At 41.7% G+C, this 15,355-nt stretch carries 14 protein-coding genes; 11 read left to right on the forward strand and 3 right to left on the reverse strand.

The features are described 5' to 3' along the window. Window positions 1-220 precede the first annotated feature (220 nt). The 6 genes from Q0081_RS20040 (at window position 221) to Q0081_RS20065 (ending at window position 5,081) form a co-directional block, all read left to right on the forward strand. Window positions 221-769, forward strand: coding sequence for a hypothetical protein (locus Q0081_RS20040; RefSeq protein ID WP_298357512.1), 549 nt, complete (start codon window positions 221-223; stop codon window positions 767-769). Between the two features lie 400 nt (window positions 770-1,169). Further along, window positions 1,170-1,577, forward strand: a complete 408-nt coding sequence (locus Q0081_RS20045; protein WP_298357515.1) for a cytochrome c — start codon at window positions 1,170-1,172, stop codon at window positions 1,575-1,577. Window positions 1,578-1,635: 58 nt separating this feature from the next. After that, window positions 1,636-1,893 (forward strand): hypothetical protein, encoded by a 258-nt coding sequence (locus Q0081_RS20050; RefSeq protein WP_298357518.1) that lies wholly within the window; start codon window positions 1,636-1,638, stop codon window positions 1,891-1,893. A gap of 3 nt (window positions 1,894-1,896) precedes the next feature. Next, window positions 1,897-2,832, forward strand: a complete 936-nt coding sequence (locus Q0081_RS20055; RefSeq protein ID WP_298357521.1) for a 4Fe-4S dicluster domain-containing protein — start codon at window positions 1,897-1,899, stop codon at window positions 2,830-2,832. A gap of 58 nt (window positions 2,833-2,890) precedes the next feature. Beyond that, window positions 2,891-4,237 carry an NrfD/PsrC family molybdoenzyme membrane anchor subunit gene (nrfD, locus tag Q0081_RS20060; RefSeq protein WP_298357523.1) on the forward strand — a complete coding sequence of 449 codons (1,347 nt, stop codon included), beginning with the start codon at window positions 2,891-2,893 and terminating at the stop codon, window positions 4,235-4,237. Beyond that, window positions 4,203-5,081 (forward strand): hypothetical protein, encoded by an 879-nt coding sequence (locus Q0081_RS20065; protein WP_298357526.1) that lies wholly within the window; start codon window positions 4,203-4,205, stop codon window positions 5,079-5,081. Before nrfD ends, Q0081_RS20065 begins: the two co-directional genes overlap by 35 nt. Before the next feature lie 184 nt (window positions 5,082-5,265). On the opposite strand, the gene Q0081_RS20070 is transcribed toward Q0081_RS20065, so the two are convergent. Further along, window positions 5,266-6,333, reverse strand: coding sequence for an NADH:flavin oxidoreductase/NADH oxidase (locus tag Q0081_RS20070; RefSeq protein WP_298357529.1), 1,068 nt, complete (start codon window positions 6,331-6,333; stop codon window positions 5,266-5,268). Window positions 6,334-6,490: 157 nt separating this feature from the next. On the opposite strand from Q0081_RS20070, the gene Q0081_RS20075 reads away from it, so the two are divergent. The 5 genes from Q0081_RS20075 (at window position 6,491) to Q0081_RS20095 (ending at window position 12,547) form a co-directional block, all read left to right on the forward strand. Continuing rightward, window positions 6,491-6,718, forward strand: a complete 228-nt coding sequence (locus Q0081_RS20075; protein WP_298357534.1) for a hypothetical protein — start codon at window positions 6,491-6,493, stop codon at window positions 6,716-6,718. Window positions 6,719-6,775: 57 nt separating this feature from the next. Next, window positions 6,776-9,319: a DNA gyrase subunit A gene (gyrA, locus tag Q0081_RS20080; RefSeq protein WP_298357537.1), complete on the forward strand. Its 2,544-nt coding sequence runs from the start codon at window positions 6,776-6,778 to the stop codon at window positions 9,317-9,319. Window positions 9,320-9,436: 117 nt separating this feature from the next. Beyond that, window positions 9,437-10,876, forward strand: coding sequence for a tetratricopeptide repeat protein (locus Q0081_RS20085; RefSeq protein ID WP_298357540.1), 1,440 nt, complete (start codon window positions 9,437-9,439; stop codon window positions 10,874-10,876). A 690-nt stretch (window positions 10,877-11,566) separates the two neighbouring features. Next, a complete protein-coding gene (locus Q0081_RS20090; RefSeq protein ID WP_298357543.1) occupies window positions 11,567-11,716 on the forward strand; it encodes a hypothetical protein in 150 nt (49 codons plus the stop codon). 225 nt (window positions 11,717-11,941) lie between these two features. Next, complete coding sequence (locus Q0081_RS20095; RefSeq protein WP_298357546.1) at window positions 11,942-12,547, forward strand: hypothetical protein; 606 nt, start codon at window positions 11,942-11,944, stop codon at window positions 12,545-12,547. 252 nt (window positions 12,548-12,799) lie between these two features. Here the strand turns inward: Q0081_RS20095 and Q0081_RS20100 are convergent, their stop codons facing one another. Together Q0081_RS20100 and Q0081_RS20105 are read right to left on the reverse strand one after the other, a co-directional pair. Further along, on the reverse strand, window positions 12,800-13,324 hold the full coding sequence (locus Q0081_RS20100) for a helix-turn-helix transcriptional regulator (RefSeq protein WP_298357549.1): 525 nt from the start codon (window positions 13,322-13,324) through the stop codon (window positions 12,800-12,802). 559 nt (window positions 13,325-13,883) lie between these two features. Further along, a complete protein-coding gene (locus tag Q0081_RS20105; protein ID WP_298357552.1) occupies window positions 13,884-14,696 on the reverse strand; it encodes a 2,3,4,5-tetrahydropyridine-2,6-dicarboxylate N-succinyltransferase in 813 nt (270 codons plus the stop codon). Window positions 14,697-15,355: the final 659 nt, after the last annotated feature.

The raw sequence follows: 15,355 nt of genomic DNA on the forward strand, positions 1-15,355 counted from the left end.
TAAAGGTTTGACAAACTTATGATGTCATAGCCCCTATCGCTCAACAAAATAGTATCACATTTACGCCTAATATGCTGTTTATTACTTGTTTTTGAGGCCTCTTCAAGAATTTCAATCTCGGAACAGGTCAGGTTTATATAACGGTAGCCCATGCCACAAAGGTAGCTCTTAATACGGCGTTTATTTGTATTGAACTACTTACGTTGGAGCAGCGGGTTTATTGACGGGCCGTTTTAATCAATTCGGTATTCATGAAGTAACGGATGCCGAGATGGCGAATTATGTGACGACTGGTCAGCCCGTAAAAGATAATTCGTGGGCATTTTATGAAAATGACCCGACAAAAACCTTCTTCAATGGATATGTTCAAATCAATACGTCCAATACCGGTGAGCCGGGTCGGGATGCCGGTTGTAATTTGGCAGCCATGGGTACTACCGCCATTGTGACGGGTACACAAAATTTGACGGTTACTAACCTTGCCAAAATTAAAACAACGGAAGTCACCTTTGATCCGCTCAGCAGCGAATACATTGTAAAACTGAACCTTACCTGGAAAGGGAATTTAGCTACCCCTCTTACAAAGGCGATTGTTGGAAAACTAAAATACGTTCCTAAAGCAAAGGTTCAGTTTGGTACTGCCGCCGGTTACGAAGTATTTGGTCTGCAATTGAAATTTCAATTTAACTGTCGGGATTTTGGGGTTACCAGTACCAACATCTCTGATAAAATTGATATTGAATGTAATATAAATTTCAATAACAAGTAACCCCTTACAATGATGAAACGACTACTATACACAGGTCTCATTTTTGTAATGAGCATTAGCTTCACAGGATGTTACAAGGACGTGATTTTTCCGGAAGTGGCCTTCGACCCCGATGGAAGGTGAGAGAGGTTGTCAACGGGAGATATATTCTCTTTAAAAAATCAGATGGAAAGGTGGAAGTCATTGATTTGAATACTAAAAATGACCCTTGTGGCTTATTCATTTTCGATGGTCAAAAATCACCTCTCCTTGTGGATATGACCAATATAGATACCGACCTTGGTTTCTACTTTTCAAAATGATGACGAAAGTCTTTTTTAGTCTGCTTTCATTGAAGTACTTAACTGAAAAATAATCACACAACAAATTACAAATTCTTACAACTAACACTTCTTGTCTTATGAAAAAAGTTCTTGTTTTACTCATTGTTGTCATGGGGTGGATCAGTATCAGTTTTACTGAAAAAACCAATCTGGATAAAAAGCCATGGAATGCACCTGACAATTTCAAAAAAATGAAAAGCCCATTAACTGACGCCGCAGCGGCAGCCGCGGATGGAAAGGTGCTTTGGAATACCCATTGTAAGTCTTGCCATGGTGCCAAAGGACTGGGAGATGGGTCGAAAGCGACTCAATTGGAAACCGAACCCGGTGATTTTTCAAAAGCGGATACACAAGCTCAACCGGACGGTTCTTTGTTTTATAAAACGACCGAAGGAAGAGACGATATGCCTTCTTTCAAAAAGAAAATCCCGGATGAAGATGACCGTTGGGCCTTGGTTGCTTTTATCAGAACATTGAAGAAATAATTTCCCTTTAGAACGGCTCAATAAAGGGCCGTTCTTTCATTTATAATCGGTTACAATAATGGAAACACCTATACAACCTTCGACGCGGAAAAAGTTTTTGCTCTGGAGTATCACTACACTCGGTACGGCAACCTTGCTGAGATTCATTAAAGGAGAAACGGAGAAACCTATACAACCAAAGAGTAACACCGTAAAAATGCTTACCCAAGAGGGGGTATTGGTCGAAATAGACAGGAAACACTTGGTCGCAGCTGATAAAAATAATTATAAAATCAGCATTGATGAATTGAAGGAGTGGATAAAAAAACAATCCTAACTTATGAAAAATAATAACAATATACCGCGGAGAGATTTTCTCTTTACCGGGTTGCTGACCGCTGCTTTGGGCGGATGCAATGATAAAAAGAATCCATTTGCTCAGGATGAGGTAGTGCTTACCGGTGAAAAAGTAAAATTACTTTCGGTCGACGGTGAAGTGATAGAAATAGACAAAGCGTTTCTGAAACCGATCCCGGACGTGCCGCATTTAACTAATGCCGAAGAAAGAGAAGGAATTCCCGGGAAAAAATTTGTGATGGTCATTGACTTGGCCCGGTGTAAGAATCTTAGAAAATGCCAAAGTGCCTGCAATCACATGCACCAGGTACATCCCGGACAAAACTGGATCAAAGTATTGGGCATGGAAGATGCCGATCATACAGCACCTTACTGGCAACCAACTACCTGCATGCACTGCGACGAACCTCCCTGCGTGAAAGTATGCCCGGTGGATGCTACCTTTAAAAGACAGGACGGAATCGTACTGATTGATAATGAACGTTGTATCGGTTGTCGTTTCTGCATGGCCGCCTGTCCGTATTCAGCCCGGGTGTTCAACTGGGAAGAAACGTTGATGGCTTCACAAGGCGGAAGCGAGGAGCATCACCACCATAACTCGGGCCCAACCAGTGTAGCGCATCAGGTAAAGGGAACCGTGGGGAAATGTGATTTTTGCCCGGAAATGACTCGACAGGGAGAGTTGCCTCACTGTGTATCGGCCTGTCCAAATGGGGTATTTATGTTTGGTGATTTGAATGAAGATACGGTGACCAACGGAGCTGAAACCTTCCGTTTCAGTGAATTAATCAAAGACAAAGCAGGGTACCGTTTGATGGAAGACTTGGGTACCAAACCGAGCGTATATTACTTACCGCCGGTCAACCGAAATTTTCCTTATGAATCTGGTCTGGAAAAGGAAACCGGCGATGAAAAGTGATTCTGACCACTTTTTCCGTTGGTACTACCGACGGTTACTTAACTCTAAATACATAACAATGAGTAATTTATCTACTTTAACCAACGGGCGGCGTTCCGCTGAGCAGATCACCGGTGATTTGGTGCCGCAACCATTTGGAAAGCGTGGAATGATATGGGTGAGTGTATTGATTGTGCTTTGTCTGATCGGTGCGTTTGCTTATTTTCGACAGTTACAGGAGGGCCTGGTGGTGACGGGCATGAGAGACTATGTTTCTTGGGGGATTTACATCTCTAATTTCGTATTCTTTGTAGCCATCAGTTTGGTGGGTTCGCTCATCACGGCCATATTTCGGCTGGCCAACGTGGAATGGAGTACGCCCTTGACGAGAATTGCCGAAATCATTGCGGTTTCTGCCATTACGTTTGCGTCACTTATCATTATTGTGGACATGGGGCGTCCCGAACGGTTATACAACTTGCTGTTACACGGGCGTTTACAATCTCCCATTACTTGGGACGTGATTGTAATTACCACTTATTTTTTCATCAGCCTTTTACTTTTGTATTTGCCGCTTTTGCCCGATTTAAAAATTCTGAATGGACAAAAAACAAAGAATTTACCTTGGCAGAATAAGATTTACACGTTTTTGGGGTCTTTCTGGAAAGGAAGCGAAGAACAATTTAAAATCAGCGAAAAGGCAATCAGTATTCTATGTATCATGATTATACCGGTGGCCTTTTGTATCCACACGGTTACGTCCTGGTTGTTTGCCACTACGTATCGCCCCGGTTGGGACAGTACCAATTTCGGGGCCTATTTTATTTCAGGGGCCTTTTTGGTGGGGTCCGGTGGGGTCATTGTAGCCATGTATGTTTTTCGGAAGTATTATCATCTTGAAAAATACATTACGGAGTTACACTTTGAAAAAATGGGCCGAATAGCCGTAATGCTTTCGCTGATTTATCTTTATTTCAACGTAAATGAATACTTGGTGCCCGCCTTTAAGATGAAAAAATCAGAAGCGGCACACTTAGAAGAATTATTCACGGGTGAGTTTTCGCTGATGTTTTGGTTTGCAATCCTGGTAGGGATGATTATTCCCATTTTTGTCATGCTGTTCAAAGCCGGAAGAAAACCATTTCCTATGTTTATTGTGGGAATGATGATTGTAGTAGGAGCGTGGTTCAAACGGTATCTTATTGTAACACCGACTTTGCTGCACCCATTTTTACCAATGCAAAATGTCCCTGACAACTACATGCACTATTTCCCAACTTGGGAAGAATGGGCCATTACCATCGGGTCATTGGCGGGTGCGCTGCTTATCATTACGTTTTTTGTAAGGATATTTCCCATCATTCCTATTCACGAAACCATCACCGAACAACATGAAAAAGCTGAACATATTTCCGTTTCAAAATAGACCAACGCTCCTGTTATTCGTTTTTGCAGTGTCGTTGCTAACCAGACAACTTGCGGCGCAGGAGGGAAAGAAAATAGTTAAACTGCACTACGTCAACTCCAATAACCGTGTTCAGTATCTCTTACTGGAGTGTGTGTTAAAAAAAGGTAAAGTGCTTACCCCCATCAGCAATCAGTCGTATAAAATCTACCTCGACAGTGCGGGTACAAACCTCATTTCCAACCTGACCACCGATGAGACGGGTAAAGCAAAGGCATTTATACCTCCGAGCTTAAAAGCCGTTTGGGATGCCTCTTCGCAACATACGTTTATTGTAATGTCGGACGATGAAGAAGTGATTTCTGATTTTGTTATTACCAAGGCAAAAATCACTCTTGATACTTCCGGTGCGGATGGTGTAAGAAATCTTACAGCTTCCGTCATGAAAATGGAGAATAATAAATGGATACCTGCCGCAGATGTGGAAATGAAAGTGGGTGTTCAACGGTTGGGCGGTATTCTCTCGGCGGGAGAGGAAGATAATTATACGACAGACTCAAGCGGTACGCTTATCGTTGAATTTAAAAGGGATAAGTTGCCAGGCGACCAAAAAGGAAATCTTTTGTTAGTGGCAAAAGTAGAAGACAATGAGCTGTTTGGTAGCCTTATCGCTGAGAAGAAAGCGTTGTGGGGGGTAGCTACCAAAGTAGATACTGCTTTTTTTGACCAACGTACGTTGTGGTCAACTCGTTTCCGAACGCCGTATTGGCTGCTTTTTATGGCCTATTCCATTATTTTTGGGGTGTGGGGAACATTGATTTATTTAATTCGCCAAGTCATTAAAATAAAGAAATTGGGAGCATGAGCAGTTCTACTTAGTTTACTTTCAATTTTAGACACAAAAACCCTCCATCATTCGTGTTTGATGGAGAGTTTTTTATGGAAAAATAGTTACCTTAAGCAGTACATAGATTTTACGGGCGTCGCAGCGGCTGGGGGCAATGAATGTTTTTTAGCCTGAATACTTCATACTAACTACCCAATACTTTTTATTTGCGCTTCGCCCGTTCGTATTGAACAGGATAAGTAACATCCACTCCCAGTTCATGCGCGGCACGCAACGGAAAATAAGGGTCACGCAATGATTCCCGGGCAATCAATATCAAATCGGCCTGTTGTGACTCAATTATTTCATTGGCTTGGTGAGCTTCCGTTATCATTCCTACCGCTCCAGTAAGAATACCTGTTTTAGATTTAATAGCCTCCGCAAATGGTACCTGATAACCCGGACCTACGGGAATGGCACCTGGTTTGACTAGACCACCTGACGAACAATCAATCAAATCGACCCCATGAATTTTCAGTAATCCGGCAAGTGCTACGGAATCATCAATGGTCCAGCCACCTTCGGCCCAATCGGTAGCCGAAAGCCGTATAAAAAGAGGTAATTCAGTGGGTAAAATGGCGCGTACTTCAGTCACGATTTGCAACAGAAGCCGGGTACGATTTTCAAAACTGCCACCAAATTCATCAGTTCGCTGATTGACCAAAGGTGAAAGAAATCCATTGAGTAAATAGCCATGTGCCGCGTGAATCTCAATGACTTTGAAACCGGCGCTTAGTGCCCGTTGGGTTGCTTTGATAAAATCACTGACCACCTTCTGAATACCGTCGTGAGAGAGTGCTTCGGAAAATTGATTGTCGCCTAAAAGTGCATGGGCGCTTGAAGAAACGGGCTGCCAGCCTCCCTCATTTGGTAAAGCCAACCGTCCACCGTTCCAGGGGACATGCGAGCTCGCTTTATGTCCGGCGTGAGCCAATTGAATACCTGCAATACTGCCATGAGCGTGAATAAAATCCGTAATTCGACGAAGCGGTTCAATGTGCTCATTCTGCCAAATCCCCAAATCTCCGGGCGAGATACGGCCTTCGGGAGAAACGGCCGTTGCTTCGGTCATCACCAGGCCTGCGCCTCCTATGGCGCGACTTCCCAAGTGAATAAAATGCCAATCATTTGCAAAACCTTCCTGTGCGGAATATTGGCACATAGGTGAAATCACAATTCGATTTTTTAATGTAATATCTCGGAGGATTAATGGAGAAAAAAGGAGAGGCATATTTCAGATATTTAGTAGTCTTTTGTTGCTGTAATTTTATCGGTTTTGTGGTTACAGAACCTATTCTAACCCACAGAACCCATTAGAGTCCAAATAAGTTTTGTTTTTTTGTTTCTTGGAATTAGCTTGCTTTACAATCAATTACTTAGCATAAAGAATGAAAGCGATAGGAATGATACTGGTAGTGGGGATGGCAGTGGGTTTAAGTGGGTGTTGGTATCGGCAGTGTTCGATTAAAGGGTGTAAAGTTCGCTATAATCACAGTCATGGCGGAAGTATTGTGCGCGGGAGAGGAACCTTTCCCAAGCCCTATTTTTTCGGTAAACCCCGGACGACTGCCGAGAAAAGAGAACAGGCCAACGAAAAGCGTCGTAAGCGGGGCTAATTTTGCCTATATAAAGTATTTGGTGTATTTTTGTACAAAAGCATTTAAATTTAATTTATGTCAGAAAACACCAGCAACATTATCCCCATTAATATTGAGGAAGAGATGCGGACGGCCTATATTGACTACTCAATGTCGGTCATTATTTCACGCGCCTTACCCGATGCCCGAGACGGACTCAAGCCCGTCCACCGTAGGGTACTTTATGCAATGTTTGAATCGGGCTTCTTACACAATCGTGCCTACAAAAAATCAGCTCGTACCGTTGGAGATGTAATGGCAAAGTATCACCCACACGGGGATGCCTCCATCTACGATACCATGGTGCGGATGGCCCAACCGTGGTCATTGCGCTATCCATTGATTGACGGGCAAGGTAACTTTGGCTCTTTGGACGGTGATTCACCCGCAGCGATGCGTTATACCGAATCTCGCCTTAAGCGGATTGCCGAAGAAATGCTGGCTGACATCAATAAAGAGACGGTCAACTTCCAACCCAACTACGACGATTCCGATTCAGAACCCAGTGTTCTTCCTGCCAAACTTCCTAACTTGCTGTTAAATGGCTCTTCAGGGATTGCCGTAGGGATGGCCACCAATATGGCTCCTCATAACCTTACGGAGGTGATAGACGGAACAGTAGCTTACATTGACAATAATGACATTACGGTTGCCGAACTGATTCAGTACGTGAAGGCTCCTGATTTTCCAACCGGAGCCATTATCTATGGGTATCAGGGTGTTAGGTCGGCTTACGAAACAGGACGCGGACGGGTTATTATGCGAGCAGTTGCTACGTTTGAGCAAACTCGTACTGGGCGCGAACAAATCGTGGTGACGGAGATTCCGTACATGGTCAACAAAGCGGATATGATCAAGCGTATTGCTGACATGGTCAATGATAAAAAATTGGATGGAATTTCAGCCATTCGGGATGAGTCTGACCGTGACGGAGTTCGGATTGTGTTTGAATTGAAAAAAGACAGTATTCCTAATATTGTTCTCAATCACCTGTATAAATTCACGCCGCTTCAATCTTCTTTCAGTATCAATAACGTGGCCCTTGTCAAAGGACGCCCCGCGTTGTTGAATCTTAAAGATTTGATTAAATACTACGTGGAGCACCGCGTAGAGGTGATAACGCGTCGGACACAGTATGATTTGCGCGAAGCGGAAAAACGTGCACATATTTTGCAGGGATTGTTAATTGCCCTCGACAACTTAGACGCAGTTATCAACCTGATTCGCAGTGCTCGCGACCCTGAAACGGCCCGTAACGGTTTGATTGAGCAATTTAGTTTGACTGAAATTCAGGCACGTGCTATTTTGGAAATGCGTCTGCAACGTTTGACGGGCATGGAGCGCGACAAAATTGTGCAGGAATACGATGACTTAATGAAGTTTATTTCCGATTTGCAGGAAATCTTAGCCAGCGAACCGCGCAAATTCCAAATCATCAAAGATGAATTGGCTGATTTGCGTGCGCGTTACGGAGATGCACGTCGTTCTAAAATCGAGTACGCGGCAGAAGAGTTTGCCGATGAAGACATGATTGCCGATGAGGATATGCTCATTACGATTTCTCACCAAGGCTACGTAAAACGGACACCACTGGGTGAATACCGTACGCAGGGCAGGGGAGGAGTGGGTTCTCGCGGAGTTATCACCAAAGACGATGACTTTACGGAACATTTGTTCTCGGCTACCATGCTCAATTACCTACTGATTTTCACCGAATTCGGACGCTTGTACTGGCTCAAAGTGTACGAAATTCCGGAAGGTTCAAAAGTATCCAAAGGCCGTCCTATCCAAAACCTGATAAATATTGAGTCGGGAGATAAAGTGCGGGCCGTAATCAATGTTCGTACGTTGAGTGATGCTGACTACATCAACAACAATTACCTGATTATGTGTACGGAGTCGGGAACCATTAAGAAGACGTTGCTTGAGGCGTATTCTCGTCCGCGGGCCAATGGTATCATTGCCATTTCCATCAACGAAGGAGATCGCCTTTTAGACGTAGCACTTACCAACGGTGACAATCAAATCATCATTGCTTCGCAAGCCGGTAAGGCAGTTCGTTTCCACGAAAGCCGTGTTCGCCCGATGGGCCGTACGGCGGCGGGGGTGAAAGGAATTGAATTGGGTGAAGAAGGAACTACCAATAAGGCGATCGGAATGCTCTGCGTTGGCGGGGAAGATAAACAGTTATTGGTGGTGTCTGAAAATGGGTACGGAAAACGCTCGCCTATCGATGACTATCGCGTCACTAACCGAGGAGCGAAAGGGGTAACAACGCTCAATATTACGGATAAAGTTGGTAATCTGGTTGCCATTAGAGAAGTAGGAGAGAATGACGATTTGATGATTATCAATAAGTCAGGCATTGCCATTCGGATGTCCGTCTCTGAAATTCGGGTAGCAGGTCGAAATACCCAGGGAGTTCGACTCATTAAATTGAGTGAAAGTGATGAAATCTCGTCGGTGACCCGAATTGAAAATGAAGAAGCCGTAGTCGGGGAGATTGTAGCAGGGGAGGAGGGAACTCCAACCGAAGGGGACGCTCCCGTTGTCAGTAATGATACTGCGACCGAAGAATAGTAACAAATAAAAGGCGAATGAAGAAGAGATACTTTGACATTCGCCTTTTACAATTATAATAATCATAACTATTTGCCGTTTTTTGCACAAATTTTAAACTTAACAACGAATCTCAAGATGAAGAAGCTGTTTTTATTATCTGCTTTTGGTTTTTTTTCCATTTCTGCCTCCGCTCAGATAGATAAATTATTGATGGAGCAGAAAAAAAAGGACAAAGAAAAAAGTGATAAAGCCATTACTGACCCTAAGGCATCTGCCAAATCCTCCACATGGTTGGACCGGGGTAAGTTATACGACGAAATTGCCCGTTTGTATACTGAAATGGATTCAAGCGCTGCTATGGTGGCTTATGATTCTTTCAAAAAAGCAATTGAAGTAGATGCTGCAAAGCCGGGTAAAGTAACCAAAGATGCTCAGAAATATTTGTCGAACGGAACGGATGATACCGGTACCAACTTAGGAACTGCATTAGTAAAACAGGGAGCTGAGAAATTTCAAATAAAGAAATATGCAGATGCTATCAAGTTTTTCAATGTAGCACAGGAAGTAAATCCAAAAGATACTCTGGCGCCTTTGTATGGAGCGTATAGTGCGATGCAGACACAAAAAAATGACATCGCTGCTATCATGATGGAAAGCTACATTGCAAAAGGGGGTAAAGATGCCGGTAACTTTGCATTGTTGGCTCAGTTGTATCGGATTGAAAAGCAAAATGACAAGGCCCTGAAAACTTTAGACAAAGGGATGGAAGTTTTACCGGCAAGTAAGGCTTCTTTTAAAGCGGAACGTGTCAATGTATTGTTAGACATGCAGCGTCTGGATGAAGCAAAAGTGGCGTTGAAGGAACTAATTGATTTGGAGCCTAAAAATGCGCAATACGCGCTTAATTTAGGGATATTGAACGATAACGAGGCCGCTCAACACACGGCGGAAATTCGTAAATTGAAAGATGCTTCCAAAAAAACGGGTTCGTCAGAACGTAAAATCAAGGAGGCAGAAGAATCAGATAAAATATTTGCCGATGAAATAAAGCGAATTGCAGGTTTGATTGTAAAACAACCCAAAAATGCCGATTTGAAACGTCAGAAAGCAGAAGTGGAAGCGAAGCAAAAAGAGAACAAAACAGCTCTTGAGGAAGCAAAAGCAGAATTAGTGAAAGTGAAAGAGGAAATCGCTAAATTGGGAGATCCTACTGCGAAAATTGCTGAGTTAACTGCCAAGCAAAATACAGCGCGTGATGCGGCCAAAGATGCATATACCAAGGCTTTAGCGGCAGAACCCAACAACTATGATGCACTCTTTAACATGGGCGTATTCTACTTCAATGAAGCGGTAGAGATGAAAGCGGTAGTGGATGCGATGGACATGAAAGACTACAATGCGAAGGGTAAGGAAATTGAATCTAAGGTATGTGGTAAGTTTAAGCAATCACAGCCTTATTTTACAAAGGCCAGAGCCATTAAAGAAGAAGAGCAAGTGGTTGAAACCATGAAGCAATTGGATATAATTTTAAAACAATTTGAGGAGAAAAAAATCCCTTGCGAAGAAACAAAATAAGGATAAAGGAGCAGGTCAAAAGCTTGCTCCTTTATTTTGAGATGTTTTATTTAACATAATGTAAATTATATAACATGTAGTCAATTTTGACGAAACCGGAATGCGAGTCGAAGGTAAACTTCATTGCGGGGCCGCCCGTGCGGTTTCACACCGCCGCTCTTTTTACCTATCTATTTGTGCATACTCATCGAGGTAAAGAAGCCTGGGTAGTAAGAGTGTACTTCTGGATTCCCGTCATAAATGGCGTTTATTGACTTTAAAGGAGTGTTATATAGGTTTCCATTAGGAAAACTATATAACAGCCTGTAGAGGTTTTTTATAGTCTTGGAAGCCTATTTTTTCGACCCACTCACCTTTAAGTAAATCTTTACATATTCTCACTGTCGGATTCAAAGCGCCGTTTGCTCTAATTGTTGCCTGTATAATTTAACCTTACGTTTTTAAGTACCAGTAAACTTGAATTAGAGCATTTATTGCGGAAATCCCCCAGTCATCGTATCCGCCAGCGTAGCCAAGCCTTACCCCAACGCTGTTTATGCTTGGCTACCGAAAAATGCAAAGTACCTGCTCAATAATGTACTGACTGTGTCTGGGATGATTTTTTAAAACACTATCCTTCTCTAATCAAAACGATAGTACTCATTGATAATTCCGACCGCAATCCGCCGATGTAAAGACTAAAATCAAAGAATGGCAAAAGTAGGACTTATCTTTTCAGTTTTTTCGGACCGCCGACGCGGCCCCCTTACTGCTCAGAACTTAATGGCAGCGGCCAACCGTCCAATTGAAACGCTTTGGCATCACATCAAGCACTTTCGGACCGCCGACGCGGTGGCTTAAAATTGAAGATTGTACCAGTGCCGATACCCTCAAAAAAGCTGTGGATGATATTATCGCCCAAGTGAAAACTAAATACACGATTACTTTTACTTGACTACATAATGCTTAGTCTTCCTGCAATCATTTTACTGTTACTGTTTATAGGTTGAGGGCTTTTTGGAATACATTAACTATATTGGTATGATTTTAGTGGTGACATTAATGGCCGATTAAAAATCCGACCCTTTGAAAAAAATACCTCAGGTAAAAAAACGTCGTCAACAAATGCCGATGCCTACTGACATTCATGACTACTTATTTAGCAGTGAGTCGGCAGCACTTTGGGAAAAAGCCCAGGAGAGTTTTGTGATTGGTCAGAGTAATAACCTGCGCCATTTAAGCGGCAAATACGAGCGCTATTATTTAGAGGAAGAACGAAAGCTAATAGTGAAGGATTTAGTAAATATCAACGGGGATGGTCGAATCATCGTTCGGTCGATGATGGGCATTCAAAAAGGCTTTGGTATTTATTTTATGAATTCAACTTTAGCAATCAATTTGTTTTCCCTCAACGACAATGAAACATTCTGTTCTCAATTGTTGTCTTATGTGGGACGATTCAATTATTCTGATGTAGAATGTCTGTTTGCCATTTGTACGGCTATTGATACTCACAACACCCCTGTAGCACGGATGGAAGTATTGATTCCCTCAGACACATTTGGCTTGCTTCCGGAGCATATAAAATTGGATTCCCAGGCTTTTTTTAAGCTTAATTTTAAATATCCGAACCTATTGAAGGCACTCCAATCGCGCCAAATTCATGCGTCTAACAAGGTAGTTTGGCAGTAAAAAAACAGGAATTACCTCCCTCCTTTCGCACAAATCTTTAAGGTGCTGATAATTAGATAGTTAACAATTCACGTGGAACACTTGTGAAACTCTCGTGAAACACAAAGTTGTAAACCATTATATACAAGCTGGTTATCTCTCTATAACTGTTTCACAGCAATTGCTAAGTTACATTAAGTGAATATTTATTCACTTAATGGGCGAAAATTTAGGGGTTTAAATTGAGATAATAATCCCAATTTAAACCCCTTCTTATTGGCCCAACAACTGATTTATTTTTGAATTAGGATCTACGGGAATCACTTGAGAACTTCCGTCGTCATAAACAATTGTTATAAGCACAGCACGACGAGGTTTCACAGATTCGAGTGTTGTACTGACTGTCGGTGCTTCCGGCTTCATTTGTGGCCCGCGAGAATCGTTTGTAGTCGTAGGCTTGGGCGGAACGATTTTTTCACGCGATTCCTGAGGCGTTGGATTTTGCATTTTTGCCCCCCCATATCCCTGACTTTCAATAAGTTGGGCTATCATTTTTGCTTCTTCCGGAGTCTGTGTTCTAAACCAATCAAAGCTATATTTGTCGTTCCAGGCCACAATCTTCTCCAAAATGTCTTGACTGGGGCGATTTCGGTAGGCTAATATGTGCGAAATCGTAGAACGTTGCACTTTTATGGCATCTGCAAATTGAGAAGCATTCAAATGAGTTTCGTCAAGAATAACGCGTATTTTGTTATTTTTCAAATAACGAGAATCGGTAAAGTCGGAATAAATTGCCATATCTGTAAACATCTAATGATGTTACAAATATAAATGTGTTTACAGATATATTGCAAGTATTTACAGATATAAATTTTCCATGTTTACTTCAAATTACAAAAGTAAATTACATCGTTGTTGATGTTTACAGATGTTTTGCGGATAGTGTCCTTTTGTAAACATTTGTGAATAGGTGTAACAATCTGATATATTGACTATTAAGGGTGAGTTCTCCTGTTTTTCGAGTACAAATACCTCTTTTTAATGTTTGTGTAAATTTTTGTAAAAAAACGTAAAAATATTTGTTAATGTTGTAAACGTTGTATTACCTTTGTAACGTCAACGAAGAGAAAGCAGGTCAAAGAGCATTAGATGTCAATAGGTGAATTGGTAAGACATTTAAGATAAGATAAACTATTAACGCCGAATTTGCTCTGGGATTTGTAAGTTTGCTGACGACAGTAAATTTTATGGGGTAAAGTAAAGCACGTAAAAAAGCCACCCGTTTGGAGTGGCTTTTTCGTTTATAAAGAAGTCTGATTGGAGTGGCTTTTTCGTTTATAAAGAAGTCTGAATAGCTTTAAACGGCTACGTTGTTTTCTCTTAATACTTCATTAAGCGACGTTTTTAGATCGGTACTGGGCTTTCTTTTCCCGATTATTAAGGCACAGGGGACGTGAAAAGTACCTGCCGGAAACGATTTCGGATAACTTCCTGGAATAACCACGCAGTCGTCAGGTACGTATCCTTTATATTCTACAACGGCATCACCTGTTACATCCAGAATTTTTGAGCTTCCTGTAATGGTAACTCCTGCTCCGAGTACGGCGCGTTTTCCTATGTGTGCTCCTTCTACTACGATACAACGTGAGCCAACAAATGCTCCGTCTTCTATAATAACGGGAGCAGCTTGCGGAGGTTCGAGCACCCCTCCTATTCCAACACCACCGCTGAGGTGAACATTCTTTCCTATCTGTGCGCAGCTTCCTACAGTGGCCCAGGTATCAACCATGGTGCCTTCGTCTACGTATGCACCTATATTTACGTAAGACGGCATTAAGATAACTCCTTTAGCAAGGTAAGCACCGTATCTTGCTACGGCTGGTGGTACGACCCGTACGGCTAAAGAGTCGTAGCCTGTTTTTAGTTTCATTTTGTCATGATACTCAAAGATGCCTACTTCTTTTAGTTCCATCTTCTGCATGGGGAAATAAAGTAGGATTGCTTTTTTGATCCAGTCATTTACCAGCCATGTATCACCATTAGGTTCTGCTACCCGTATAATACCCTCATTAAGGGCCTCTATAACGTTTTCTACGGCTTTGATTACTTCTGGGTCTTTGGTTAACTCTCGGTTGTCCCAGGCAGCCTCTATTTGTACTTTTTCTTTCATTGGTTATTAAAGTAAAACTTGATTTATTTAACTATAACTAACTGATAGGCTTTTCTTTATTGATTGTTTTTATGTTATTTCTTATTTATATGAAAATGTACTATTACGGGCAATACATTTATTTTGTGCTTCTATTGATTGGCCGTTTCTTTTGAATTGTTTTTGCTGTGGACTGATGAGCACATGATTGTTGTTTCTTTCAGGTCTTCTCCCCTACTCTCTTCCGTCCTACTGTTATGTATTTGTATTCTATATGTAATATACTAACTTCTGTCCTTTGTTCATAGGTTTCTATTGTTTTTGTTTCTGTATTGCTAATTTGCCTTCTATTAGTGCCTTGCTTTTGTACTTAATTTTGCACCTGCCAATATTTAGTATTGTTGTGTTAGTATTCCGAATGAGTTTAGTATATATATACTAATAATACTTAGTTATTTAGTAAAAAACACGTCATATAGCTAATTAAAATAGCAAAATAACTAAAATAATACTAATTGACTAAACGAATTACTAAGAATAGATTACCGATAACAGTATTTTGCTAAAATCAGTACTTATAAAATCAATCAATCAAAAGGAAAATATATAGTATATTTGCTCGGAAATAAGTTAAGATGTCTCATTAAACCACCAAAAAACAAATGACAAAAGTAAAAGTA

This window comes from Runella sp. (assembly GCF_027484545.1).
Classification (GTDB): domain Bacteria; phylum Bacteroidota; class Bacteroidia; order Cytophagales; family Spirosomataceae; genus Runella.